The organism is Polaribacter huanghezhanensis, assembly GCF_030444335.1.
GTDB lineage: Bacteria > Bacteroidota > Bacteroidia > Flavobacteriales > Flavobacteriaceae > Polaribacter > Polaribacter huanghezhanensis.
Genome location: NZ_CP128595.1, coordinates 868173 through 894294 on the forward strand (window position 1 = coordinate 868173; position 26122 = coordinate 894294).

22 protein-coding genes are annotated in these 26122 nt (G+C 30.5%); 13 read left to right on the top strand and 9 right to left on the bottom strand.

What is annotated here, in order from left to right:
- Positions 1-11 precede the first annotated feature (11 nt).
- The 4 genes from KCTC32516_RS04215 to gltX all read right to left on the bottom strand — a co-directional run bounded on the left by KCTC32516_RS04215 (position 12) and on the right by gltX (position 3639).
- Complete coding sequence (locus KCTC32516_RS04215; protein WP_301402196.1) at positions 12-329, bottom strand: heavy metal-binding domain-containing protein; 318 nt, start codon at positions 327-329, stop codon at positions 12-14.
- Entirely contained in the window at positions 329-1255 is a 927-nt protein-coding gene (locus KCTC32516_RS04220; protein ID WP_301402197.1) for an SPFH domain-containing protein, read from the bottom strand. The genes KCTC32516_RS04215 and KCTC32516_RS04220 overlap by 1 nt, the downstream gene beginning before the upstream one ends.
- Before the next feature lie 102 nt (positions 1256-1357).
- Positions 1358-2113 (bottom strand): DUF481 domain-containing protein, encoded by a 756-nt coding sequence (locus tag KCTC32516_RS04225; RefSeq protein ID WP_301402198.1) that lies wholly within the window; start codon positions 2111-2113, stop codon positions 1358-1360.
- An 11-nt stretch (positions 2114-2124) separates the two neighbouring features.
- Positions 2125-3639 carry a glutamate--tRNA ligase gene (gene gltX / locus KCTC32516_RS04230; protein WP_301402200.1) on the bottom strand — a complete coding sequence of 505 codons (1515 nt, stop codon included), beginning with the start codon at positions 3637-3639 and terminating at the stop codon, positions 2125-2127.
- A 143-nt stretch (positions 3640-3782) separates the two neighbouring features.
- Here gltX and KCTC32516_RS04235 point away from each other — a divergent pair, with 143 nt between their 5' ends.
- Genes KCTC32516_RS04235 through KCTC32516_RS04250 form a run of 4 tightly spaced genes read left to right on the top strand, consistent with a single transcriptional unit; the run spans position 3783 to position 10306 of the window.
- The gene (locus tag KCTC32516_RS04235) at positions 3783-7067 is read left to right on the top strand and encodes a coiled-coil domain-containing protein (RefSeq protein WP_301402201.1); all 3285 of its coding nucleotides are present in this window, start codon (positions 3783-3785) and stop codon (positions 7065-7067) included.
- Entirely contained in the window at positions 7060-7473 is a 414-nt protein-coding gene (gene ybeY, locus KCTC32516_RS04240) for an rRNA maturation RNase YbeY (RefSeq protein WP_301402202.1), read from the top strand. The genes KCTC32516_RS04235 and ybeY overlap by 8 nt, the downstream gene beginning before the upstream one ends.
- Positions 7474-7516: 43 nt before the next feature.
- Positions 7517-9394 (top strand): tRNA uridine-5-carboxymethylaminomethyl(34) synthesis enzyme MnmG, encoded by a 1878-nt coding sequence (gene mnmG, locus KCTC32516_RS04245; protein WP_301402204.1) that lies wholly within the window; start codon positions 7517-7519, stop codon positions 9392-9394.
- A 42-nt stretch (positions 9395-9436) separates the two neighbouring features.
- On the top strand, positions 9437-10306 hold the full coding sequence (locus tag KCTC32516_RS04250; protein WP_301402206.1) for a class I SAM-dependent methyltransferase: 870 nt from the start codon (positions 9437-9439) through the stop codon (positions 10304-10306).
- Positions 10307-10451: 145 nt separating this feature from the next.
- On the opposite strand, the gene KCTC32516_RS04255 is transcribed toward KCTC32516_RS04250, so the two are convergent.
- Both KCTC32516_RS04255 and KCTC32516_RS04260 read right to left on the bottom strand, forming a co-directional pair.
- The gene (locus KCTC32516_RS04255; RefSeq protein ID WP_301402208.1) at positions 10452-10850 is read right to left on the bottom strand and encodes a DoxX family membrane protein; all 399 of its coding nucleotides are present in this window, start codon (positions 10848-10850) and stop codon (positions 10452-10454) included.
- Positions 10851-10981: 131 nt separating this feature from the next.
- Positions 10982-11980 (bottom strand): hypothetical protein, encoded by a 999-nt coding sequence (locus KCTC32516_RS04260; protein WP_301402209.1) that lies wholly within the window; start codon positions 11978-11980, stop codon positions 10982-10984.
- Between the two features lie 111 nt (positions 11981-12091).
- On the opposite strand from KCTC32516_RS04260, the gene KCTC32516_RS04265 reads away from it, so the two are divergent.
- From KCTC32516_RS04265 to KCTC32516_RS04275, 3 genes are all read left to right on the top strand, one after another.
- On the top strand, positions 12092-12601 hold the full coding sequence (locus KCTC32516_RS04265; protein ID WP_301402211.1) for an RNA polymerase sigma factor: 510 nt from the start codon (positions 12092-12094) through the stop codon (positions 12599-12601).
- A 63-nt stretch (positions 12602-12664) separates the two neighbouring features.
- Positions 12665-13573: a FecR family protein gene (locus tag KCTC32516_RS04270; protein ID WP_301402212.1), complete on the top strand. Its 909-nt coding sequence runs from the start codon at positions 12665-12667 to the stop codon at positions 13571-13573.
- 2 nt (positions 13574-13575) lie between these two features.
- Positions 13576-16182, top strand: a complete 2607-nt coding sequence (locus KCTC32516_RS04275; RefSeq protein WP_301402214.1) for a TonB-dependent receptor — start codon at positions 13576-13578, stop codon at positions 16180-16182.
- On the opposite strand, the gene KCTC32516_RS04280 is transcribed toward KCTC32516_RS04275, so the two are convergent.
- On the bottom strand, positions 16183-17331 hold the full coding sequence (locus KCTC32516_RS04280; RefSeq protein WP_301402216.1) for a DNA polymerase III subunit: 1149 nt from the start codon (positions 17329-17331) through the stop codon (positions 16183-16185). It abuts the gene before it with no gap.
- Positions 17332-17438: 107 nt separating this feature from the next.
- On the opposite strand from KCTC32516_RS04280, the gene KCTC32516_RS04285 reads away from it, so the two are divergent.
- Both KCTC32516_RS04285 and KCTC32516_RS04290 read left to right on the top strand, forming a co-directional pair.
- The gene (locus tag KCTC32516_RS04285; RefSeq protein WP_301402217.1) at positions 17439-18626 is read left to right on the top strand and encodes a phosphoglycerate kinase; all 1188 of its coding nucleotides are present in this window, start codon (positions 17439-17441) and stop codon (positions 18624-18626) included.
- A gap of 69 nt (positions 18627-18695) precedes the next feature.
- Positions 18696-19733, top strand: coding sequence for an aldo/keto reductase (locus tag KCTC32516_RS04290; protein ID WP_301402219.1), 1038 nt, complete (start codon positions 18696-18698; stop codon positions 19731-19733).
- Positions 19734-19767: 34 nt separating this feature from the next.
- Here the strand turns inward: KCTC32516_RS04290 and trpS are convergent, their stop codons facing one another.
- Positions 19768-20736: a tryptophan--tRNA ligase gene (trpS, locus tag KCTC32516_RS04295; protein WP_301402220.1), complete on the bottom strand. Its 969-nt coding sequence runs from the start codon at positions 20734-20736 to the stop codon at positions 19768-19770.
- Positions 20737-20830: 94 nt separating this feature from the next.
- On the opposite strand from trpS, the gene KCTC32516_RS04300 reads away from it, so the two are divergent.
- Positions 20831-21592, top strand: coding sequence for a lysophospholipid acyltransferase family protein (locus KCTC32516_RS04300; RefSeq protein WP_301402221.1), 762 nt, complete (start codon positions 20831-20833; stop codon positions 21590-21592).
- A gap of 4 nt (positions 21593-21596) precedes the next feature.
- The gene (trhA, locus tag KCTC32516_RS04305) at positions 21597-22235 is read left to right on the top strand and encodes a PAQR family membrane homeostasis protein TrhA (protein WP_301402222.1); all 639 of its coding nucleotides are present in this window, start codon (positions 21597-21599) and stop codon (positions 22233-22235) included.
- A 240-nt stretch (positions 22236-22475) separates the two neighbouring features.
- Here the strand turns inward: trhA and KCTC32516_RS04310 are convergent, their stop codons facing one another.
- Positions 22476-22949, bottom strand: coding sequence for a CYTH domain-containing protein (locus KCTC32516_RS04310; protein ID WP_301402223.1), 474 nt, complete (start codon positions 22947-22949; stop codon positions 22476-22478).
- A 91-nt stretch (positions 22950-23040) separates the two neighbouring features.
- Here KCTC32516_RS04310 and porZ point away from each other — a divergent pair, with 91 nt between their 5' ends.
- Entirely contained in the window at positions 23041-25389 is a 2349-nt protein-coding gene (porZ, locus tag KCTC32516_RS04315) for a type IX secretion system anionic LPS delivery protein PorZ (protein WP_301402225.1), read from the top strand.
- On the top strand, positions 25389-26111 hold the full coding sequence (gene recO, locus KCTC32516_RS04320) for a DNA repair protein RecO (protein WP_301402226.1): 723 nt from the start codon (positions 25389-25391) through the stop codon (positions 26109-26111). Before porZ ends, recO begins: the two co-directional genes overlap by 1 nt.
- The last annotated feature ends 11 nt before the right edge of the window (positions 26112-26122 follow it).

The following is a 26122-nucleotide window of genomic DNA, read 5'->3' on the forward strand; positions in this document are numbered from 1 at the left end:
TACATTTATTTTTAAATTTTTACTGCTGTTCCAGAAGCTGTTACCATTAACATTCCGCCAGAAGCACCCACAGTTTCATAATCTAAATCAACACCAATTACAGCATCTGCATCTAAACGCATTGCTTCATCTTGCATTTCTTTTAATGCAATATCTTTAGCTTCGCGCAGTACTTTTTCATAAGAACCAGATCTACCACCAACAATATCTCTAATTCCAGCAAAAATATCTTTAAATAAATTTGCTCCAATAATAGTTTCACCTGTAACAATACCTAAATATTGTTTTATTTTATGTGTTTCTAAGGTGTTTGTTGTAGATACAATCATTATTCTTCTTTTTTATTAGCTTTATTTTCTTTGATACTTTCTCCTATTTGATTTGTTGCTGCAAAACTAGCAACCATGTCATTTAACATAGAACTTGCTGCGTTTGGATTGTTTGGCAATAAAATTAAATTGCTATTTGTATCTGCGCCAATAGACTGTAATGTATCGTAATGTTGTGTAATTACAATTAAAGCTGATGCTTCTTGTGAGTTGATCCCTGCTCTGTTTAAAACTTCTACAGATTCTTCTAAACCGCGCGCAATTTCTCTTCGTTGATCTGCAATTCCTTTTCCCTGTAGGCGTTTGCTTTCTGCTTCTGCTTTTGCACGTTCTACAATTAAAATACGTTGTGCATCTCCTTCGTATTGCGCAGCAGTTTTTTCTCTATCTGCAGCATTAATTCTGTTCATCGCAGCTTTAACTTGTGCATCAGGATCTATATCTGTAACCAACGTTTTAATAATGTCATATCCGTAATTTGACATGGCATCGTTTAATTCTGTTTTTACAGCGATAGCAATATCGTCTTTCTTCACAAAAACATCGTCTAATTTCATTTTTGGAACTTCTGCTCTTACTACATCAAATACGTAAGATGTAATTTGATCGTGTGGATAATCTAACTTATAAAAAGCATCGTATACTTTTTCTTTTATGACCATAAATTGTACAGAAACTTTTAATTTTACAAAAACATCGTCTAAAGTTTTGGTTTCTATTATGACATCTAATTGTTGAATTTTTAAACTGATTCTTCCGGCAATTCTATCAAAAACAGGAATTTTTAATTGCAAACCAGAATGACGAATACTTTGAAACCTTCCAAAGCGCTCAATAATTGCTGATGTTTGTTGTTTCACAGTAAAAAATGAGGCAAATAATATTAAAAAGCCTAAAACGATAAGGATTATAAGAGTTGGATTCATGATTTTTATTTTACGATTAGAAATTTTTCTTAAAGGTACAAAATAATACCTCTTAATTACGAGACGCAATTTTTAAGAATTGTTACAACAAGATATCTTTTTTTAAAAACTAAAGGTAATTCCGTTTTCTAATTTGTATTGTTCATTAGGAATTCCAAAAACAGGAAAAGTATCAAATTGATAAGAAAAAGTTGTCGTTAAATCTACATTCTTAAAAAGTGATAGTATGAATGAGGTTTCACTAGAAATACGATAATCTTTAAAAACGTCTATTTTTGGTTGATAATAGGTTGTGCTTGTAATTGCAATCGTTTTTTTTGGACGCAAGCTAAACGAAAAATAAAAATCGCCTCGCATATTTTTTTCAATAACATCTCCACTTACACCAACAGAACTCTCTTGTTCATACATTATTAATGTACCCAAATAAAAAGTATTCTTTTTAGATTGATATATTTTATATCGTGTTCCTAAACCAAGTAAAGTTCTGTGGTTGATAAAAGAAACTTGGTCTTTTTGAAATTGGACAAAACTTTCAAAGGAAAATTTTTGATGAAAGCGATAATTATACCTTAAATGTTGTACATTTTTATTGGTTAATCTTTCTCCATTTAGTTCATTAAACTCAAATTTATTAAGAAAAAGAAAAGTGTTTTTTTTAAAAGAATATTGTAGTGTTAAATCACTACTTAAATTAAACTCTTTATTTACATTTTTTGTCAACTCAAGATCTAAACTTGCTTTACCAATAAAACGTATCGAATCAGCAGAATTTCTTACACCTTCTACATTAATTACTTGCGCATTAAGTAAAAAATTGCATCCTAAAAAACCTAAAAAAATTACTTTTTTAAACACGATTTCACTAATTATAATTTTTGAACAGCATTTTCAATTCTTTTTACTGTTTCTTCTTTGCCAATCATTTCTATAATATCAAATAAATGTGGACCTTTTAAAGCCCCAACTAAACTTAAACGTAGCGGTTGCATTACTTTTCCAAAACTAATTTCTTTAGCAGTAATCCATTCTTTAATTACAGTTTCTGTATTTGTTGATGAAAAATCTTGAATGTCTTTTATTATCGGTATAAATTCATTCATTAACGAGCCAGTTTCTGGCTTCCAGTTCTTTTTTGATGCTTTTGCATCATATTCTGTTGGAGATTGAAAAAAGAAATCTGATAGATTCCAAAAATCTGCAACAAAAACAGCGCGTTCTTTGATTAAAGAAACCACTTTTTGAACGTAACTTTTATCTTTAGAAATTCCTTTTTTTGATAAAATTGGTAAAAACAATTCTGTTAATGCTGCATCAGATTTTGTTTGCATGTATTGCTGATTGAACCAGTTTGTTTTTTCTGGACTAAATTTTGCTCCAGATTTACTCACTCTTTTTAAATCAAATGCTTCAACCAATTCTTCTAATGAAAAAATTTCTTGTTCTGTTCCAGGGTTCCAACCTAATAAAGCTAACATATTTATAAATGCATCCGCAAAATATCCATCTTCTTTATATCCACGAGAAACTTCACCAGTTTGTTCGTTGGTGTATGCTAAAGGAAACACCGGAAATCCTAATTTATCGCCATCACGTTTGCTTAATTTTCCTTTTCCGACTGGTTTTAAAATCAGCGGTAAATGCGCAAATTTTGGAGATTCCCAACCAAAAGCTTTGTATAATAAAACGTGTAATGGCATTGACGGCAACCATTCTTCACCACGAATTACGTGACTAATTTCCATCAAATGATCATCTACAATATTTGCCAAATGATAGGTTGGCATTCCGTCTGATTTAAACAATACTTTATCATCTAATGTATTCGTGTCAATTTTAATTGTTCCACGAATTTCATCATTCATAATTAATGATTCGTCTTGTGGTGTTTTAAAACGGATGACATATTTATCGCCAGCATTTAATTTTGCAAGAATTTCATCTTTAGACAAACTTAAAGAGTTGTTTAGTTTTAATCTGTTGTGCCAATTGTAGATAAAAGTTTTCCCTTTTTCTTCGTGATCTTTTCTATGAAAATCTAATTCTTCTGAAGAATCAAAAGCAAAATACGCCCAACCTTTTTCAATTAAAGTATCCGCATATTTTTTATACAAATCTTTACGTTCTGATTGGCGGTAAGGACCAAATTTTTCGTTTTTCTCTGGACCTTCATCAAAAGGAATGTTACACCAATTTAATGCATCAATAATATACTGTTCTGCGTTTGCAACATAACGAGTTTGATCTGTGTCTTCGATACGCAACACAAAAGTTCCGCCGTGTTTTTTAGCAAATAAATAATTAAATAAAGCGGTTCTTACACCACCAATATGTAAAGGTCCAGTTGGACTTGGTGCAAAACGAACGCGAATAGTAGATTCCATTTTTTCTTTTTTGTTGCCACAAAGATACTTTTTATTAGATGAGAAGAGAAAAAAGATAAAAGAAAAAAGAATGGTTTTTATTGAGATTTAACGGTTTCTTTCTAGCAAAACCTTTTAAAAACACTATTTTTATTGGTTAGAGAATGGATTCATATAAAAACATAGAAAAAAAACTACATCAGTTTGTACGTAAATTTTACACAAACGAACTTATAAAAGGAACTATTTTGTTTCTTTCGTTAGGTTTTTTGTACTTTTTTTTCACGCTTTTTATTGAGTATTTTTTATGGTTACAACCAACAGCTAGAACCTTTCTTTTTGTTCTGTTTATTTTGGTTGAATCATATTTACTTTTTCGATTTATTGTAACGCCAATTTTTAAGTTGATTGGTTTAAAAAAAGGAATTTCATTTACCCAATCTTCTAAAATTATTGGAAATCATTTCCCGAACGTTGCAGACAAGTTAATCAATGTTTTACAACTTAAAGAAGCGACTAATCAATCGGATTTATTATTGGCAAGTATCGAGCAAAAAGCAAAAGAATTACAGCCAATTCCGTTTGCAAAAGCAGTTAATTTTAAAACAAATACAACCTATTTAAAATACGCTGCAATTCCAGTTTTAATTTGGATAATCATTACCATTACAGGCAATTTTAATATTTTTGATTCTTCTTTTAAAAGAGTTGTTAATTACAGAACAGCATTTGTTCCGCCAGCGCCGTTTTCGTTTTATGTCGTAAATAAAAATTTAAAGGTAATTCAAGGAAAACCGTTTACTTTAGAAATTGAAACGAAAGGAAAAGTGACACCGTCAGATGTTACTATTTTTTACAACCATCAAAGTTATTTTTTACAACATCAAAACGGCATCTTTTCGTACACATTTACAGACACAAGAAAAAACATTTATTTTTATGTAGAAGCTAACGGAATTGTCTCAGAAAACTACGAACTGAATGTAATAAAAACACCTATAATTCAGCATATTTCTATTGATTTAAAGTATCCAAAATATATTGGTAAAAATAACGAAACCATTAACAATACAGGAACTATTTTAATTCCAGAAGGCACAAAAACCACGTGGAACGTTGCTACAAACCAAACAGATTCTGTTGCTTTTATTTCTTCGAAAAATAAAGTGTTTTTTAACGAATCTAAAAATAATTTTTTCACTTTTTCTAAACGGATCTTAAAACCACTTAGGTATCAAATTGCAACTTCAAATTCTGAATTAAAAGAGTTTGAAAAACTCTATTTTACAATTGATGTTGTAAAGGATGAGTTTCCAGAAATAGAAGTCTTATCAGAGATTGATAGTTTAAATAACACAGCTCAATTTGCTGGTAAAATTTCTGACGATTATGGAATTAAAAAACTAGAAGTTGTTTTTTATGATGAGGAAAATCCGACAGAAAAAAAGACACAAAAAATCGCATTTGATAAAGAACAAAATCAAACCTTCTATTATAACTTTCCAGGAGATTTAGAAATTAATAAAGGAATTAATTACGAAGTTTATTTTCAGGTTTTTGATAATGATGCTGTTAATGGAAGTAAAAAAAGCGAAAGTAAAAAGTTTCGTTTTAGAAATAAAACGGATAACGAAATTGAAGAAGAATCGGTTTTACAGCAACGCAAACAAATTAAATCGATAGAAAATACACTTCAAAAAAAGAAAGATCAAGAAAAAGAATTAGAAGAAATTAAGCAAGATTTACAGAACAATAAAAATGTAAATTGGAATGATAAAAAGAAGATTGACAATTATATAAAACGGCAGGAACAATACAAACAAATGATGCAGCGTCAAACAGACAAACTGCAAGAAAACATCAAAGATTTACCAAAAGATTCTAAAACAATTAAAGAAAAAAAAGAACAACTTAAAAAAAGAATCGAAGAACTAAAGAAGCTAGAAAAAGAGCAAAAACTGTTAGACGAATTAAAAAAGTTAGCAGAGAAATTAAATAAAGACGATTTACTTAAAAAAGTAAAGCAATTAGCAGAACAAAACAAACAGCAAGAACGCAGTTTAGAAAGAATACTAGAACTTACAAAACGGTTTTATGTAGAGCAAAAAACCATGCAAATTGCTACTAAATTAAACGAACTTTCTAAAAAACAAGACAGCCTTTCTAAGTCGCTAAAACCAGAGTTGAATCAACAAAAAGAGATAAAAAAAGAATTTAAAGAAATTGAAAAGGAACTTAAAACTTTAGATAAAGACAATAAAGCGTTGAAAGAACCAATGCAAATTCCTGACACAAAAGCAGCACAAAAAGAGGTTAATAATCAATTAAATAAAGCAGAAGAAAATAATCAGTCGGATAAAAATCAACAACAAAAAAGTCAGAAAAAAGTTTCTCAAAAAATGCAAGAAATGAGTCAGAAAATGCAACAAGCAATGTCTGACATGGAAGGAGAAATGAAAGAGGCAAACGAGAAATCGTTACGAATCATTTTAGAAAACTTATTAAACTTTTCTTTTCAACAAGAAAATTTGATGAATACGTTTTCAAAATTGAGTGTTTCTCATCCAGATTTTGGAAAAGAGTTAAAAAGTCAGAACACGTTAAAAACGTATTTTGAACATATAGATGATAGTTTGTATGTATTGTCTATGCGTTTGCCAGAAATATCGCCAATTGTGCAAAAAGATCTTGTGAGTGCGCATTATAACTTAGATCAATCCTTAGATAATTTTGCAGAAAACAGATTTAATAACGGATTGTCAAATCAACAATATGTAATGACTTCTGTTAATAATTTGGCTGATTTTTTAAGTGATATTCTAGACAATATGCAACAACCAAAAATGTCTAAATCTGGTAAAGGAAAAAAAGGAGGAAAGTCATTTAGTTTACCAGATATTATTCAGAAGCAAGAAGATATTGTTAAAAAAATGCAGGAAGGAAAGAAAAAAGGAGAACAGCAAAACGGACAAAAGAAAGGCAATCAAAAAGGAGAAAGTAAAGGAAATAGAAATAATGAGTTGGATGGAGAATTGTATAAAACCTATCAACAGCAATCTCAGCTTAGACAAGAATTGCAAGATGCGTTAAAAAAGAATGGATTGGGAAATAATCTAGAAGCCAAAAAAGTACTAAAATCGATGGAAGAATTGGAAAACGAAATTCTAGAAAAAGGGTTTAATACGACAACACTTCAAAAAATGCAGCAGCTTAAATACAACCTTTTAAAACTAGACAAAGCAGCTTTTGAACAAGACAAAGACACGAAAAGAAAATCCATTTCTAACCAAAAAAAGTACAACTCAAACAAGGCTAAACTATTGATTAAAAAACTGTTTTACAATCAAACAGAAATATTAAATAGACAATCATTACCTTTGCAAAAAATTTATAAAAAGAAAGTACAAGTGTATTTTAGTAATTTTAAAAGCAAAAAGAAAAGTGATTGAGTTTAATTATGAAGCTGATTTTAAATTAACAAATGAAATAAAAATTGCAAACTGGGTTGAAAGCTGTATTGAAAAGAACGACTTTAAAGTTGGAGAAATTAATTATATTTTCTGTGACGACGCCTATTTGCATAAATTAAATATTGAGTTTTTACAACACGACACGTATACTGATATTATCAGTTTTGATAATACGTTGGGTACAATTATTGGTGGAGATATTTTTATTTCTATAGAAAGAGTGGCTGATAATGCGGCTACTTATAATTCTTCTTTTGACGTTGAATTGCAGCGTGTTATGATTCATGGTGTTTTACACTACATGGGTTATAAGGATAAAACAACTGATGAAAAAATAATAATGAGGGGTAAGGAAGATCAGTGTTTGATGTGTTTAAATAACTGATAATCAAATAAATAAAATAAAAGTTTCACGTGAAACATGTAAAATGAGTCTTTTTTCAACAACATATGATGTAATTGTCGTTGGTGGTGGTCACGCAGGAAGCGAGGCGGCAGCAGCAAGTGCAAATATGGGCGCACACACATTGCTTATAACAATGAGTTTGCAAACGATTGCGCAAATGAGTTGTAATCCTGCTATGGGAGGAATAGCAAAAGGACAGATTGTTCGTGAAATTGATGCGCTTGGCGGATTTAGCGGAATTGTTACTGATAAAACAGCAATTCAGTTTAAAATGCTAAACAAATCTAAAGGTCCGGCGATGTGGAGTCCAAGAGCGCAATCAGATAGAATGCGTTTTTCTGAAGAATGGAGAAAGGTTTTAGAGCAAACTGATAATTTAGATTTTTATCAAGATTCTGTGAACGGATTGTTGTTTGAAGGCAATAAAATTGTTGGTGTAAAAACAGTTTTAGGTTTGGAAATAAAATCAAAAACGGTAATTATAACTGCAGGAACTTTTTTAAATGGATTGATTCATATTGGCGAAAAAACATTTGGCGGAGGAAGAGCGGGTGAAGGAGCTTCAACTGGAATAACAGAAGATTTAGTAAAAAAAGGGTTTGAATCAGGGAGAATGAAAACAGGAACACCGCCGAGAGTTGATGCGCGTTCTTTAGATTTTTCTAAAATGATAGAACAACCAGGGGATGAAAATCCAGAAAAATTCTCCTTTTTACCATCAACAAAACCGTTGACAAAACAACGCTCTTGTTACTTGACGTATACAAACCCAGAAGTACATGAATTGTTGAGAGAAGGTTTTGATCGATCGCCAATGTTTAATGGTAGAATACAATCTACCGGGCCAAGATATTGCCCCTCTGTTGAAGATAAAATTGATCGATTTGCATCAAAAGATAGACATCAAATGTTTATTGAACCAGAAGGTTGGGATACGGTTGAAATCTATGTAAATGGTTTCTCTACTTCTTTACCAGAAGATATTCAAGATAAAGCAATTCGTGCTGTTGCAGGATTTGAAAATGTAAAATTTTTACGTTATGGTTATGCAATTGAATACGATTATTTTCCACCAACACAATTAACTCATTCACTAGAAACAAAGTTGGTAGAAAACTTATTCTTTGCCGGGCAAATTAACGGAACAACTGGTTATGAAGAGGCCGCTTCTCAAGGATTAATGGCGGGAATAAACGCCGCTTTAAAAATACAGAATAAAGAACCTTTTATTCTAAAAAGAAACGAAGCTTATATTGGAGTTTTAATAGATGATTTAATTACTAAAGGAACAGAAGAGCCTTACAGAATGTTTACTTCAAGAGCAGAATATAGAACTTTATTAAGACAAGATAATGCCGATTTAAGGTTAACTCCGAGATCTTATGAGTTAGGTTTGGCTTCTGAGGAGCGTATGAAACGCGTGACAGAGAAGAGAGAAAAAACAGCTTTATTAATTGCTTTTTTAACCAACTTAAGTGTTAAAAAAGAAGAGCTAAATAGTATTTTAGAAAAGAATAATTTAGCCTTGGTTACTCAATCTATGAAGCTTTTTAAAGTTGCTGCTAGACCACAATTGGCGTTTTCAGATTTTGTGCACCTAGACGCATTAAGCAGCTTTATTTCTGAACACAATATTGATGCTGAAGTAATTGAGCAAGTAGAAATATATTTAAAATATTCTGGCTATATAGAAAAAGAAAAGAACAATGCAGATAAGTTAAATAGGTTAGAAAACGTTACAATTCCACAAACTTTTGATTATGCAAAAGTAAAATCTCTTTCTTTTGAAGCTAGAGAAAAGTTAGCTAAAGTTAAACCATCTTCTATTTCACAAGCAAGTAGAATTAGTGGAGTTTCGCCAAGTGATGTCTCTGTTTTATTGGTATACATGGGGAGATAAAAATGCAGGTTCCATGTGGAACATTATAATTATTGCTATATTATGAAAAGAGAAAAAGAACTTTATAAAGGATTAAAGCCTTTTATGAATTGTGTAGATCATACGGTTTCTAAAGAGTCGTATGAACTTTTGTTAAATAAAGATTTTGACATGATGGTTACTTTGCCTGTTCCGTCAGATTTAGAAAATTATTACAAAAGTGAAACGTATATTTCTCATACAAACGCCAACAAAAGTGTTCTTGATAAAATTTATCAAAAAGTAAGAAAACGCACTTTACAAAAAAAGGTAGCAATCCTAAATTCATTCAATTTTACAGAAAAGAAAGTGTTGGATATTGGATCTGGAACAGGTGACTTTTTAGCTACTTGTAAAAATGCGAACTGGAATGTTTTTGGAGTTGAACCCAACGAAGATGCAAGAACTATTTCTAAAAGTAAAGACATAAATGTACGCAGCGATATTTTATTTTTAAAAGAAACTAATTTTGATGTTATTACACTTTGGCATGTCTTAGAACATGTAGAAAATTTATTAGAATATATAGAGATATTAAAAGCTAAATTAAAACCAAATGGAGTTTTATTAATTGCGGTTCCAAACTACAAAAGTTTTGATGCAAATTATTATAAAGAATTTTGGGCAGCTTTTGATGTTCCAAGACATCTTTGGCATTTTTCTCAAACATCAATACAAAAATTATTTACCAACGTTTCTATGAAAGTAGAAAAAACAATTCCGATGAAATATGATTCGTATTATGTTTCTATGTTGAGTGAAAAATATAAATCTGGGAGCACTAATTTTATAAAAGCATTTTACATTGGTTTTCTATCAAATATGAAAGCCAAATCAACTTCTGAGTATTCTTCGCTTATTTATGTGATTAAAAACAGAGAAAACAGCAATTAAAAAGTGTTTAAGGAATCAATAATCGCCCAAGAACAAGTATTGTTATTAAAATCATAAAAACGCCTTAAAAGCAATCTTTTAAGGCGTTTTTAAATAGATTGTATTTATTTAAAATAGCGTTATCAATAAATAAAATTGATTTTATCTATTTACTCAATAAATAAACCCCAAAAATTGTCGTTGCAAAATAAACAGCTAATGTCATCGCTCCGGCATAATCTTTTGCTAATCTCTGACCAATTAATAATAAAATCAAAGTTAAGGCTGCTAATTCTGTTCCTAAAAGCGCGTACGTTTTAATTCCGTTTGTCGCCAATTGATAAATTCCGAAAATCATAAAAAGACTTGCTAAAACTTCTACAATTAAAATTACAGCCAATAATAAAGGAACCATATTTTTTAAAGGCGAATTAGAAAAGTGTCCTTTTATAAAAGATAAATTTCCGTTCCAATCTAAAACTTTATCCATTCCAGATTGTAAAAAAGTGACAATTAAAAAAAGTAGAATTAATATTTCTGTTGGGTAATTTTTTAGTAGTTCCATAAGTAAATTAGTTATTTAACAAAACTACTAAAAAGAAAGATGCGAGCAATACATTATTAACTCGCATCTTATCAAATAACCAAATCAAACCTTTTAATGACCTTAATCTATTTTCAGCAATTTTAAATTAATTATTTACCACACAAGGCATCTAATTCTTCTTGGCTATTGAGCACTATTGTAGTTCCGTCTTTAATTATTGATAAAGGAAATACATAAGTTGGTCTAACGCCTTTTGCTAAACTTTTATGATATGCTTTTAGTTCATCTTCATTCGCAATTTCTTTAGTGGTATTATCATCTAATGTTACAGAAATAGGAAACACAAATTCTGGTCTCTTTCCTTTTTTTGGTTTTTTAACCAAAGCATCAAATTCTTCTTGAGTATTCACCACAATGGTTTCTCCATTTTTTTCAACCGAAAAAGGAAACACAAATACAGGCTTTACTCCATCAGCCAATGTGTCTAAATATGCCTTAAACACCTCTTTATCAGCAATTTCTAGTATGCTTAAATCTTCTAGCACAACAGATAAAGGAAAAATCAAATGTGGTCTTCTCCCTTTTGCTGGTTTTCCCATAAAAACTTTCAATTCATTTTCATCAGAAACTTCAATTGTTTTTCCATTTACTGAAATTGATAAAGGAAAAACAAACACAGGTTTTACATCTTCATCTAAAGCATCTAAATAGGCTCTTAATGCTTCTTTATCAGCAATTTCTTGCGGACTTCCATCTGCTAATTTTACAGAAATAGGAAATATAAATTCAGGTTTTTTTCTCCCTTTAACTCTTTTGATTAGCATTTTTAATTGTCTCATATCATTTACTGTAATTACTTCTCCGTCAATAGTAATTTCAAAAGGAAATGTAAGTTTCGGTCTGTTTGTTTTAGCGGCATAATCCTCTAAATCAAAATCACTACTTATTGTAGTAGTTGTTTCGGTATTTGTGATTGCGCTTACGGGATATGTAATAATCATGGTTTCTACCATACTTAAAACTTCTTCTTTATTAAGTGATGTTTGCGCTTCAAAAATTTCAGCATCTTTTGTTGTTGAATCTTGACAAGCAACCATAGAACTGACGATTATTGTTAGAGCTATTAATTTTTTTACAAATACTTTCATAATTTTTATTTTTTAATGTTCACTAATAAAACAGTTACCTAAAAGAATACCCTACCGAAAAATCAAAAAAAATAAAAAAATCTCCTATTTTTGAGAAATAATAAGGGTTTCATGTCAAAAAAAAAATCGGTTTGTGAGTCTAAAGTGTTTGAAGAATTGTATTCTGAGCATTCGAAATCAATCTATAATTTTGCTTTTTATAAATGTGGAAATACAGCAAAATCAGAAGATTTGGTCCAAGAAGCGTTTATAAAAATGTGGAACAATTGTGCTAAAATCATTTTTGAAAAAGCAAAATCATATCTTTTAACAGTAGTCAATAATTTATTTTTAAATCAAGTTGCACATCAAAAAGTAGTATTAAGCTACAATTTAATTGGTGGGAAAGAAGCAACCAATGAAACTCCAGAGTTTTTAATGGAAGAAAAAGAGTTTATGGACAAGCTCCAAAAAGCCATTTCAGATTTAAAAGAAGGACAAAGAGAAGTGTTTTTATTAAGTAGAATTGATAAAAAAACCTATAAAGAAATTGCAGAAATGCTTTCTATTTCTGTAAAAGCTGTTGAAAAAAGAATGCATATGGCTTTAAAACAATTAAGAGAAAAGGTAGGAAATATTTAATGATCAAAAATAAAAAGTAGGGTGTTTGGTAATCAAACTGTTATACTTACAAAGGAACCTAAAATGAAAAACGAACATACAGACGATACATTTTTATCACGTTGGTTGCATAACGATTTAACGAATGATGAATTGGTTTCTTTTCAAAAAACTACTGAATATAAAGAATATCAAAAAATTATTGATGCAACAGAAAATTTTAATGCGCCTAATTTTGATAAACAGAAGGTATTCGAAAAAATTACTCAAAAAACTACGGATAAAAAAGTAAGAAAGTTAATTCCGAATTGGATATATACAGCTGCAGCTTCTGTTGTATTATTATTAAGTACGGTCTATTATTTAACAGGAAGTAACGAAACTTTTTCAACTTCTTTTGGAGAACAATTAGCGTTGGTTTTACCTGACGGATCAGAAGTTTTATTGAATTCAAAATCTTCAATTACCTATAAAAAAAGCGATTGGTTTGACGGAAAAAGAACTTTAGAATTAAATGGAGAAGGGTATTTTAAAGTCAAAAAAGGAGCTACTTTTAGTGTACATTCAATCAACGGAAGCGTAACTGTTTTAGGAACTCAGTTTAACGTAAAATCAAATCCTTCTTATTTTGAAGTGTTGTGTTATGAAGGAAAAGTGCAAGTTAAAAACAACGAAGAAACCGCTATTTTAACAAAAGGATTGTCCTTTAGGAAAATAGAAAAAAGGAATTCAGAAAAAGGAACTTTCTCAAATTCAAAACCAAATTGGATCGACGGAGAAAGTAGTTTTAACAACACGCCTTTACAATTTGTTTTAAAAGAGTTAGAGAAGCAATATCAAATAAAAATTACATCTACAAACATAGATGTAAATACATTATTTACAGGAGCCTTTACAAATAAAAACTTAAATTTAGCCTTACAAACAATTTGCGCTCCTTTAGCTATTCAATTTACAATCAATGATACTACAGTGGTGCTTTCCAAAAAATAAGGATGCTTAAAAAAACCTTTTTTTCTTGCTATTTTCTATTTGTAATCGGAGTTATTTTTGCGCAAAACCAGTCTCAGAAAATTTCTTTAGTAGAAATTTTATCTTCCATTGAAAAGCAACAGGATGTAAAGTTTTCATACAATTCTAACTTGATAAAAAACGTGTTGTGTTTTCCTTTTAAAAATGAAAAAACACTCACAGAAAAACTAGAAAATTTAAGCAAACAAACCTATTTAAACTTCAATCAAATTGATGCAAGATATATTGTGATTGCAGAAAAAGAAATCACAAAAAACCATACAATTAGCGGAACTTTAATCAATGCTAAAAACAAAGAAGTTGCCTCTTTTTCATCGGTAATAATTAAAGGAACTACACGTGGAACAACAGCAGATGAAAACGGTAAATTTATACTCGATACTGTTTCTTCAAATCAACAAATTGTCATTCAAAGTGTTGGTTTTAATTCGGTTACAATTCCGGCCTATCAATTTATAAATCAACCGAACTTAACGATTGAATTGGTAGAAGACAATATACATTTAGAAGAAGTATTAATAAGCGATTATATTACGCAAGGAATTTCTAAAAAGCAAGATGGCGCCATAGAAGTTTCACCAAAAAAACTAGGTATCTTACCCGGATTGATAGAACCTGATGTGTTACTTAGCTTGCAACTATTACCCGGAATTCAAAGTCCGTCAGAAACCGCTTCTGGTTTGCAAATTAGGGGAAGTTCTCCAGATCAAAACTTGGTGTTGTTCGATGGAATTAAAATGTATCAAAGCGGACACTTTTTTGGATTGATTTCTTCTTTTAATCCATACGTTACTAAAAAAATTACTTTGTATAGAAACGGAACCAATGCAAAATATGGCGATAGAATTGGCGGAGTTTTAGACATTTCTTCTGGCGATGATGTTCCTACTTTCGAAGCTGGTTTTGGTGTCAATTTAACGCACGCAGATGCTTTTGTAAAAACGCCATTGTTTAAGAATAAAGCGGGTTTGGTTTTTTCTGTGAGAAGATCCATTACAGATTTGGTTGAAACGATTACCTATAAAAATTTTTCTGAAAGCGTTTTTCAAAATACGCGGATTTTAGACGGGGCAGTAAACGATCCCAACAAACTATCTAATGTAAAAAACAATTTTTATTTTCAAGATTACAACCTAAAATTTATTGCAGATATTTCAGAAAAAAGCAAGCTCTCAATTAGTAATTTATTTAATAAAAATCAATTAGAATTTTCTTCAGAAAGCTTGCGATTTAGAGAAAAAATAGCAGATAATATTACCTATCAAAATAAAGGAACTAGAATTCTTTTGAGCCACAAATCATCAAATAAATTTTTGCAAAATATCGATTTTCATTCATCAGGATATAAGTTTGATTATTTTGGAAATAGAGAAGAAACGAGAAACAACGCAAACGATAATAGAAAAAGAAATTTTGAAATCGTAAATCATGTCAATGATAATGGAATTAATTACGATTTTACCTATAATTTGAATCCTGATTTTCAATTTAGCGGAGGGTATCAGTTTTCTAAAACCACCATTTTTTATATCTATAAAACCAATTTTAATACGCAAAATAATTTGTTGTTAAGTACCGAAAACAGCTCGAATATTACCAACGCATTATTTTCTGAAATAAAGTACGGAAACGGTTGTTCGTTTATCAGTTTTGGTATTAGAGCAAATCATTTTTCATCTGCAAAAGAGTGGTTTTTTGAACCGAGAATTTTTGCATCCACAAAACTTTCTGAAACGATTACACTTAAAACATCCGCCGAAATAAAAAACCAAGCGGTAAGTCAAATTATTGAATATAGAAACAACGGAATTGGTTTAGATAATGACATTTGGGCCGTGGCAAATAATGCAATTCCGATTTTAAGTAGCAGACAATTAGGGATTGGTTTTTTATATCAAAAAAATGGCTGGAATTTAGATGTAGATTTCTATAAGAAAAAGGTAAAAGGACAAACGTTAATGACCGATGATATTGCAAGTAATACAAAAAGAAGCCAAGTTCCTTTTTATATTTCTGGAGAAAGCGATATTACAGGAATTGAGGTATTATTAAAAAAGAGATTTGATAATTATCGTTCTTGGATTAGCTATTCGTACGCAAACACAAAACAGCAATTTATAGAGTTAAATAATGGAAATAGTTTTAATGGAATCAACGGAATTCCACATTCTTTTACCTGGTCTCATACCTATAAATTAAACCAGTTTGAGTTTTCTTTAGGATGGAAATTACGTTCTGGAATTCCATATACTGAAGCAACAGGAACCTACAAAGATCAAAACAATAATTTAAGAGTTTCTTACGGAAGCGTGAATGAAAAAAGATTGCCAAATTATCAGAAATTCGATTTTTCATCAACCTATAAATTCAATTTTTCTAAAAAGAAAAAAGTTGAAGGAAAAATAGGATTATCGCTAACAAACATTTTTAATAGAAAGAATATTTTAGACAGAAAATACGAGTTAAAAGTTGTGAATTCTCAAGGAAATGTAGAGAAACAAAAATTGGTAAAAACCGATAGATTATCATTAGGTTTTACGCCAAATTTGGTATTTAGGCTTACTTTTTAATTAGCTAATAACAGCTTCTTTTGTGTGTAATAAACGAGTTAGTTTTATAGATAAATCTAACAAAATAATTTTAGCATTTCCATTTCTTTCAATATGATAAATAGCTGAGCTTATTTCATTGCTTATTTCTAAAATATTTCCGCTGTGTACAAAAGGCGCAAACTTTTTTAAGTCAAATCCGGCTGTTTCGGTTTCTAAAAAAACGATTGCTTCAGAGTTGTAATTTAACAAAAGAGCTTGTCTAAAAAAATGTAAACAATACTGTAAAAAACGTTTCTGAGTTTCTCTTCCGCTTTTTGCAATTTCATCGCTCCAAGAAATTAATTGTTGTACAACTGTTGCATTTCCTTTGGCCCTAAAAGCCGTTCTTACCCAAGTAATAAACCATTGTTCAAAAAGAGTAGTACCAGAGTCATGCACTAATAAATGCAACGCTTTATTGTAGTTTCCTTCTGCTTGATGCGCAATTTTATACGCAGCATTTTCAGAAATAGTTTCATTAGTAATTAATGATTGTGCAATTTCTTCTTCTGATAATGCAGGAAAATGAATTGCTTGACAACGAGATTTTATGGTGTTTATAATTTGCTCTTCGTCTTCGGTACACAAAATAAAAAGAGTGTTTTCCGGTGGTTCTTCAATCAGTTTCAACAATTTATTTGCCGCTGACATATTCATTTTTTCTGCCATCCAAATAATCATGACTTTAAAACCACCTTCGTACGATTTTAATTGTAGCGATTTTACAATATTTTCTGCCTCATCAACTCCAATTAAACCTTGTTTGTTTTCTACGCCAATAAATTGCAACCAATTGTATAAACTTCCGTACGATTGTTCTTTTACAAACGTTCTCCAATCTTCTAAAAACAAGTCACTTACAGGATGTTTTTTTACTTTATCACTTGAAGTTACAGGAAACGCAAAATGCAAATCTGGATGCGTTAATTTTTCGCATTTAATTCTACAAGAATCTTTGTTGTTGCTTGTTGCACAAAGTAAATATTGTGCATAAGCAATTGCCATTGGTAACGTACCAAAACCTTCTTTTCCAACAAACAATTGCGCATGCGGAATTCTACCATTTTCTGTAGTAGATTTTAAGTGTTTTTTAATATGATTTTGACCAATTACATCTTTGAAAAACATAGCACAAAGATATAAATTTAAAGTCTCGAAAACAGCATTCGTCATTTTTGATGACTTATTTTTTGAAACCTTCTTAAATAAGTACATTTGTAAAAAAATAAAATAGCATGCCAACAGTAAACGATTTTAATTTCGAAAACAAAAAAGCGCTGATACGAGTTGATTTTAATGTGCCATTAAATGATGAACTTATGGTAACAGATGCAACAAGAATTCATGCTGCAAAATCAACCATAATTAAAGTTTTAGAAGATGGAGGTTCGGCAATATTAATGTCGCATTTAGGAAGACCAAAAGGAAAAGAAGATCAATTTTCTTTGCGTCATATTGTAGAAAAAGTAACTGATATAATAGGCGTACAAGTTACGTTTGTTGATGATTGTGTTGGCGATAAAGTAACACAAGCAGTTTTAGAACTAGAGCCTGGAGAAATTTTATTATTAGAAAATTTACGTTTTTACGATGAAGAAAAAGCAGGAGATAAAAAGTTTGCAGAACAGCTTTCTCAATTGGGAGACATTTATGTAAACGATGCTTTTGGTACAGCGCACAGAGCACATGCATCAACAGCAATTATTGCTGAATTTTTCCCAGAAAAAAAATGTTTTGGAAACTTGTTGGCAAGAGAAATAGAAAGCATCAACAAAGTTTTAAAGGATAATGAAAAACCGGTAACAGCCATTTTAGGAGGCGCAAAAGTGTCTTCAAAAATTGGAGTTATAGAAAATATTTTAGACAAAGTAGATCATATTATTATTGGTGGCGGAATGACTTTTACTTTTGTAAAAGCACTTGGCGGAAAAATAGGAAATTCTTTAGTAGAAGAAGATAAACAAGAATTGGCCTTGGCAATTTTAGAAAAAGCGAAAGCAAAAAATGTAGAAATTCACTTACCTGTTGATGCTATTATTGCCGATGGTTTTTCTAATGATGCAAATACACAAGTAGTTGATACTTTTAAAATACCTGATGGTTGGATGGGATTAGATGCTGGACCAAAAACTACAGAAAAATTTACCGAAGTTATTGCAAAGTCAAAAACCATATTATGGAATGGTCCGTTAGGCGTTTTTGAAATGGAAAAATTTGCGAAAGGAACTATTGAGTTGGGAAACGCTATTGCAGAAGCGACTAAAAACGGAGCATTTTCTTTAGTTGGTGGTGGCGATTCTGTTGCGGCAGTAAAACAATTTGGTTTTGAAGATAAAGTAAGTTATGTTTCAACTGGCGGAGGCGCAATGTTAGAAATGTTAGAAGGAAAAACACTACCAGGAATTGAAGCAATTTTAAATTAGGTTTTAATTAAAAATGTCATTTCGAGCGGAGTCGATAAATCTTCAAAAAAAATATTATTTAGAAAAAAAATGAAATACACAACACTACCAAATTCAGATATAAAGGTTTCTAAAATTTGCTTAGGAACCATGACTTGGGGTCAACAAAACACAGAACAAGAAGGTCACGAACAAATGGATTATGCTTTAGAAAAAGGAATTAATTTCTTTGATGTAGCAGAATTATATCCAATTCCGGCAAGAGCAGAAACGTACGGATCCACTGAAAAAATTATTGGTTCTTGGTTTCAAAAAACAGGCAATAGAGATAAAGTTGTGTTGGCGTCAAAAATTGCTGGTTGGGGTACTTATACTACACATATTAGAAAAGATGGTTTTAGTAAAAGAGGCATTAAAGAAGCGGTTGAAAACAGCTTAAAAAGATTGCAAACAGATTATATTGATTTGTATCAATTGCATTGGCCAGAAAGAGCCGCAAACTGTTTTGGCGTTAGAGATTATCCTTATAAAAATCATACTGAGCGATACGAAAATCATTTAGAAATTTTAGAAACATTACAAGGTCTTATCAAAGAAGGGAAAATTCTTAAAATCGGATTATCAAACGAAACTCCTTGGGGAACAATGCAGTATTTACAAACTGCAAAAGACAACAATTTACCAAGAATGTCTACCATTCAAAATTCATATTCGTTAATCCACAGAGCCTATGAATACGGAATGTCTGAAGTTTCTTTGAGAGAAAATATTGGTTTATTAGTCTATTCTCCACTTGCTTTTGGAGTGCTTTCGGGCAAATATGTTGGAGGAAAAAAACCATCAGACGCTCGTGTAACATTGTTTCCCAATTACAATAGATATTCTTCTCCGCAATCAGAAAAAGCGGTGTTAGAATATCAAAAAATTGCTAATAAAAATGGATTGTCTTTGGTAGAAATGTCGTTGGCTTTTGTAAATCAGTTGCCTTTTGTAACGAGCAATATTATTGGTGCTACAAAAATGAGTCAGTTAAAAGAAAATATCAACAGCATCAATATTGATTTGTCAGAAGAAATTATAAATGAAATAAACGAGGTTCATAAGATAATGCCAAATCCGGCACCATAACAAAAAAAGAGGTTGCTTTTGCAACCTCTTTTTTTTAGTACCCTATTTTAGAACGAACTCTTTTTAAAACTCCAGCGGCAACTTTCCGTGCCTTGTCTGCTCCAATTGCTAAAGCTTCGTCTAGTTCGTGTAAGTTGTTCATATAATGATTGTATTTTTCTCTTTCTGTAGCAAATTTTTCTACAATCAATTCGTACAAGGCTTGTTTCGCATGTCCATAACCATAATTTCCGCCTACATAATTTGCTCTCATTTTTGCAATTTCTTCTTCAGAAGCTAAGAGTTTGTAAAGCGCAAAAACGTTATCCGTTTCAGGGTTTTTAGGTTCTTCAAGCGGAGTGCTATCCGTTTGGATTGCCATAATTTGTTTGCGTAATTTTTTATCATTTAAAAAAATATTGATAAAATTATTGCGCGATTTACTCATTTTTTCTCCGTCTGTTCCGGGAATTAGTTTTGTGTCTTCGCTTATTTTTGCGTCTGGTAAAATCAGCGTTTCACCAACAATATTGTTAAACCTACTTGCAACATCTCTTGTCATTTCTATATGCTGTAACTGATCTTTTCCAACCGGAACTATTTCTGCATCATACAATAAAATATCTGCCGCCATCAACATTGGATAGGTAAATAAACCAGCATTTACATCTTCTAATCGATCTGCTTTATCTTTAAAGCTGTGTGCTAACGTTAACCGTTGAAAAGGGAAAAAACAACTCAAATACCAAGACAATTCTGTTACTTCTGGCACATCACTTTGTCTGTAAAAAACAGTAGAATTTACATCTAATCCGCAAGCAAGCCAAGTAGCCGCAACACTGTATGTATTTTCTTTTAAGGTTTTTGCATCTTTTATTTGTGTTAAAGAATGCATGTCTGCAATAAATAAAAAGGTTTCTTCTTTGGCTTCTTTAGCCATTTGTATTGCAGGTAAAATAGCCCCTAATAAATTTCCTAAATGTGGTGTTCCTGTACTTTGTACGCCAGTTAAAACTCTTGACATTAATTTGTGTTTAAATAATTTTTAAATCTAAAGCAAAAATACAGTTTTAATAAAGAAAACCCAATAAGAATATTAATTACTACATTTGGCGATTATGGAATTCTTTAAAAATAGTTTACGTGCAATTTGGCGCGTTTGGTTTTACGTTTTTTTTGGAGCATCGTTACTTTTAATGATGCCATTTTTATTTATACTAACCTTTAGTGAAAGCCAATATTCTTTTTTATATAAAATTATTAGAGCGTTTTCTAAAACATTAATTTTTGTAATGGGTTTTCGGTTACAAAAACAAATAGAAGAACCGTTAGACTTAACACAGAGTTATATGTTTTGTCCAAACCACACTTCAATGTTAGATCCATTTATTTTAATCAGTATGGTTAAAAAACCGATTGTTTTTGTAGGAAAAGCAGAGCTTAAAAAGATTCCTGTTTTTGGATATTTTTACAAACGTATTTGTATTTTGGTTGATAGAGGCAGTCAAAAAAGTAGAAAAGAAGTTTATTTTAGCGCAAAAAGACGGTTAAAAAACGGTGCAAGCGTTGCAATTTTTCCTGAAGGATTAGTACCAACAGAAGATGTTGTTTTAAGTCCGTTTAAAAACGGCGCGTTTAGCTTAGCAATTGAACATCAAATACCGATTGTACCTGCAACATATTTTGATTGTAAACGTTTATTTTCTTGGACGTATTTTAAAGGAAAACCAGGAACGATTAGAATTAAACAACACAAACCAATACATACGAAAGGTTTAGATAAAAAAAGTTTGAAAGAGATTAAAGAACAAACATTTACTGTTTTGTTTAACGAATTGTCTAATGATGTGGAATATATGAAAGATACAAAAGGATTTTAAAAAAATGATAAAAGAAGCACGGAGATATAGCGACAAAGAAGAAAAAATTAATATTGCTACGCATGCTTTTGGGTTGGTTTTAAGCATCATTGCATTTCCTTTTCTAGTTTTAAAATCATTGTATTTTGATGGTTTTTGGAAACCTTTTAGTGTGCTTATTTTCGGAATGAGTTTAATTATTTTGTACGCCGCATCTACATTATATCATTCAGCAAAAAAACAAAAACTTAGAAATCGGTTAAACATTTTTGATCATTCAGCAATCTATGTTTTAATTGCAGGAACTTATACGCCTTTTACACTAATTACTTTAGAAGGAAAAATAGGCTGGGTTATTTTTGGATTAACTTGGTTATTTGCCTTAATAGGAATTATTTTAAAGCTTTTTTTTATTGGAAGATTCGATAAATTATCAACGATAATGTATGTGTTGATGGGTTGGCAAATTGTTTTTGCTATTTCTCCTTTACTAGAAAAATTATCTTCAGAAGGATTATTTTGGTTGTTTGCTGGCGGTGTGTTTTATACAATTGGCGCACTATTATATTCTATAAAAAAGATTCCTTTTAACCACGCAATTTTCCATTTTTTTGTTCTTGGCGGAAGTTTATCTCATTTTATTTCAATTTATTTTTATATTTAATTCAGTTTTTAGAATATTTTTTTAGCAATAAATTAAAAAAGCTTATAAAAACTAAAAATAAATTCAAAAAAATAAGATTTTTTTTAAAATAAATGGAATAGTTTGTTATTCAGTAAAAAGCAAGTTATATTTGTCGTCTTAAATGACAAAACAATTTTTGTTGTTGTTGCGTTTAAGGTAAATAAATCTTATTTAGGGGGTAGGTTTATTAAATTTCCTCGAACTTTTGTTCGAGGTTTTTTATGCCCAAAAACAAAAAGGAGATTTACTAAGAGAAGAATTATAATACTTTAGTTCTCCTGTAACTTCTTTGCCTAACCAACTAGGTTTTGAAAAAGATTCATCTTCTGTAGTCAATTCAATTTCTGCAATTATTAAACCAGAATTAGCACCAAAAAATTCATCAACTTCAAAAACACGATTGCCTTCTTTGATATAATATCGACATTTTTCTATCGCTGTTTTTTCTGTTAAAAGCATTAACTTTTCTGCTTCTAAAAGCGGAATTTCTTTTTCCCATTCAAACCGAATTGTACCTGCATTATTTGATTTTCCTTTAATCGTTAAAAAGGCTTTGTCTTCTATAATTCTTACTCGAACGGTTCTTTCTTTATCAGAATTTAAAAACCCCTGTTTTATCTGCTTTTTTTGAAAAGCTTTTGATTTAAAAGAATCGTTTTTTACTAAAAATTTTCTTTCTATTTCTAGATTCATTTATTTGCCGTTAATAATTGTACTAATGTATTGTTTTTTATCGTTATTGTTACAATTATTGGATATCTTTGAAATATAAAAACACTTCTTTATGAAGAAATTTTTTTTCTTTTTTTTTCTTTTAATTCCTTTTTTTTCTTTTTCTCAAACAGATTATAGCAATCGTTGGGAGGATTTCTTTTCGTACAATACTGTAAAAGATTTTATTACTGTAAACGATAAAATTTATGCTCTTACAGACAATGCTGTTTTTGTGTATGATACAAACTCTAAAGCCATCGAAAAACGATCTTCAATCAATGGTTTTTCTGGAGAAACTACATCTGCAATTCACTTTAATACATCTAACAGAAGGCTTGTAATTGGTTATAAAAATGGATTGATTGAGATTTTAAACGAAGACGGAACCATTAAAATTTCTGCAGATATTGTTCATTTTAATCAGTCTGGAGAAAAACGAATTAATCATATTTCTGAACTCAATAACAAACTATTTTCTGAACTCAATAACAAACTATACATTTCTACTCCTTTTGCAATTGTGGTTTACGATATTGATAAACTAGAATTTGGAGACACCTATTTTATTGGTGCAAATTCTACTTCTGTAAATATTAATCAAACATTAATTACAAACAATCAAATTTATGCGGCAACAGAAAACGGAATTTACGTTGCCAATTTGTCGAACCCTAATTTGATAGATTTTAATAATTGGGAACTTTTATTTACTGGGAATTATACAAATATTATCCGGTTTAATGCCTTAATTTATGCATCAATTGGTACTGATTTAGTTCAAATAAATGGATCAAACTCAACCGTAGTAAAAACATTTCCGAATACTATTAAAAAACTGAAAAGTAACGGACAAAATTTAATTGTTACCTTTAATCAAGAAGCAACAGTTTTAAATATAAATATGAATGAAGTTTATAAAAGTACACCAACTGTTACTTATAACTTTACTCTTAATAACGCTTCATCACTGGGTACTAATTTATTGTTAGCAACCAACGAATATGGAATTTTACAAATTCCGATTTCTGGAAATCAAACTTTTACAGAAATTCATCCAAAAGGACCTCTTTCTAACAGTGTTTTTTCGATGGATGCTTTAAAAAATAATATTTGGTTTGTGTATGGCGGTTATACATCAGCATATGTGCCAACAGGAAATTTAAAAGGGTTTAGTCATTATAACGGATCAGAATGGAAAAACACCGCGTTTACAAATGCTTTTCCTGTTTTAGATTTAGTAAGTGTCACCATAGATCCGAATCATGATAACAGAGCCTTTTTAAGTTCTTTTGCAGAAACATCTTCAGGAAATATTTTATCTGGTGGCGGATTGTTAGAGGTTATAGATGATCAAATTGTTAATTTTTACAATTCACAAAACAGTCCTTTAGAAGACCTTTATCCAAACGATCCAAATAATATTACAACTAGAGTTAGCGGAACTGTTTTTGATGCTCAGGGAAATCTTTGGATTACAGACGTACTTGCTTCAAAAAAGCTTAAAAAACTTTCTTCTGGCGATACATGGAAAAGTTTTGATTTAAGAAACATACAAACCAATAGCGCCCAAGAATTAAACACGATTAAGATTGATAAATCGAATAGTTTATGGATGGGAACAAGAAGAAATGGAGCTTATGTTTTTAACGAAACGGGAAATAGAAAAAGAGCGTTAACTACGGAGTCGACAAAAGGAAGTTTACCACACGCTAATGTGAGAACAATTGCTGTTGATAGAAACAATAAAATTTGGATTGGAACACAATCTGGGTTGGCGGTTTTTTATAACGCAAACGGCATTTTTGATGCATCCATTTACGATGCAGAACCTGTAATTATTTTAGATGACGGAATTCCGAAAAAACTCTTAGGAAATCAGACAATCAATTCAATTGCTGTTGATGGCGCAGATAATAAATGGTTTGGAACAGACAATGGCGGTGTTTTATATACAAATCCGAGCGGACAAAAAACACTGGCTAGTTTTAACAAAGACAACTCTCCGTTGCCGTCTAATAGAATATTAAATATTAGCGTAGATGTTACTAACGGAAAAGTATATTTTGCTACAGATAAAGGTGTAGTTGCTTACAATAGTAATGTTGCACGTTTTGGAGAAACGTTAGAGCAAGTATATGCGTATCCTAATCCGGCGTTAAAAAAGCATCAAACAATTACCATTGATGGAAAAAATGGAAATCATTTACCAAAAGGAACCAATGTTAAGATTTTAGATGTTGCTGGTAATTTGGTGTATGAAACCAATGTGGTTGAAGGACAAGAAATTCAAGGCGGAAAAGTGGTTTGGAACAAAACCAATTTGGCAGGTAAAAAAGTAGCTTCTGGAATTTACATCGTGTTGCTTTCTAATGATGATGCTTCAGAAACGACTTCTACTAAAATTGCAATCATCAATTAATGACTTTAATAAAAACAAAAGCAATTGTATTCAGTTCGTTAAAATACGGAGATACCAGTTTAATTGTTCGTTGTTTTACTTTAGAAGACGGATTAAGATCTTATTTATTAAAAGGTGTTTTAAGTGCTAAAAAAGGAAAAGTAAAACCCGCCTATTTTCAGCCGTTAACACAATTAAATATTGAGGCAAATCACAACAAGAAAGGAAGCTTAAATAGCATTCGGGAAGTTCATATTATAAATCCGTATAAGAATATCTATACCAATATTTTTAAGCAAACAATTGTGTTGTTTTTGTCCGAAATTTTAAGCAGCACCATACAGGAAGAAGAAGCTAACGAAGCCTTATTTTCTTTTTTAGAAACCTCTTTAATTTGGTTAGATACCAATGATAAAACATCAAATTTTCATTTACTTTTTTTATTAAACCTTACTAAGTTTTTAGGTTTTTATCCAGACACAACGCATAATAATCACACCTATTTTAATCTAATTGATGGCGTTTTTACAGAAACAACAACAGAAAAAGAAGTGGTTTATGGAAGTGATTTAGTTCAGTTTAAAAAGTTGTTGGGAACAAATTTTGATGGTATAGAATCCATCAAATTTAATCAACAAGAAAGGCAACAAGTATTGCAAACAATACTACGTTATTTTGAATTACAGTTAGATGGTTTTAGACAACCAAAATCTTTAAAAATATTAGAAACAGTATTTAATTAACAAAGAAGCTT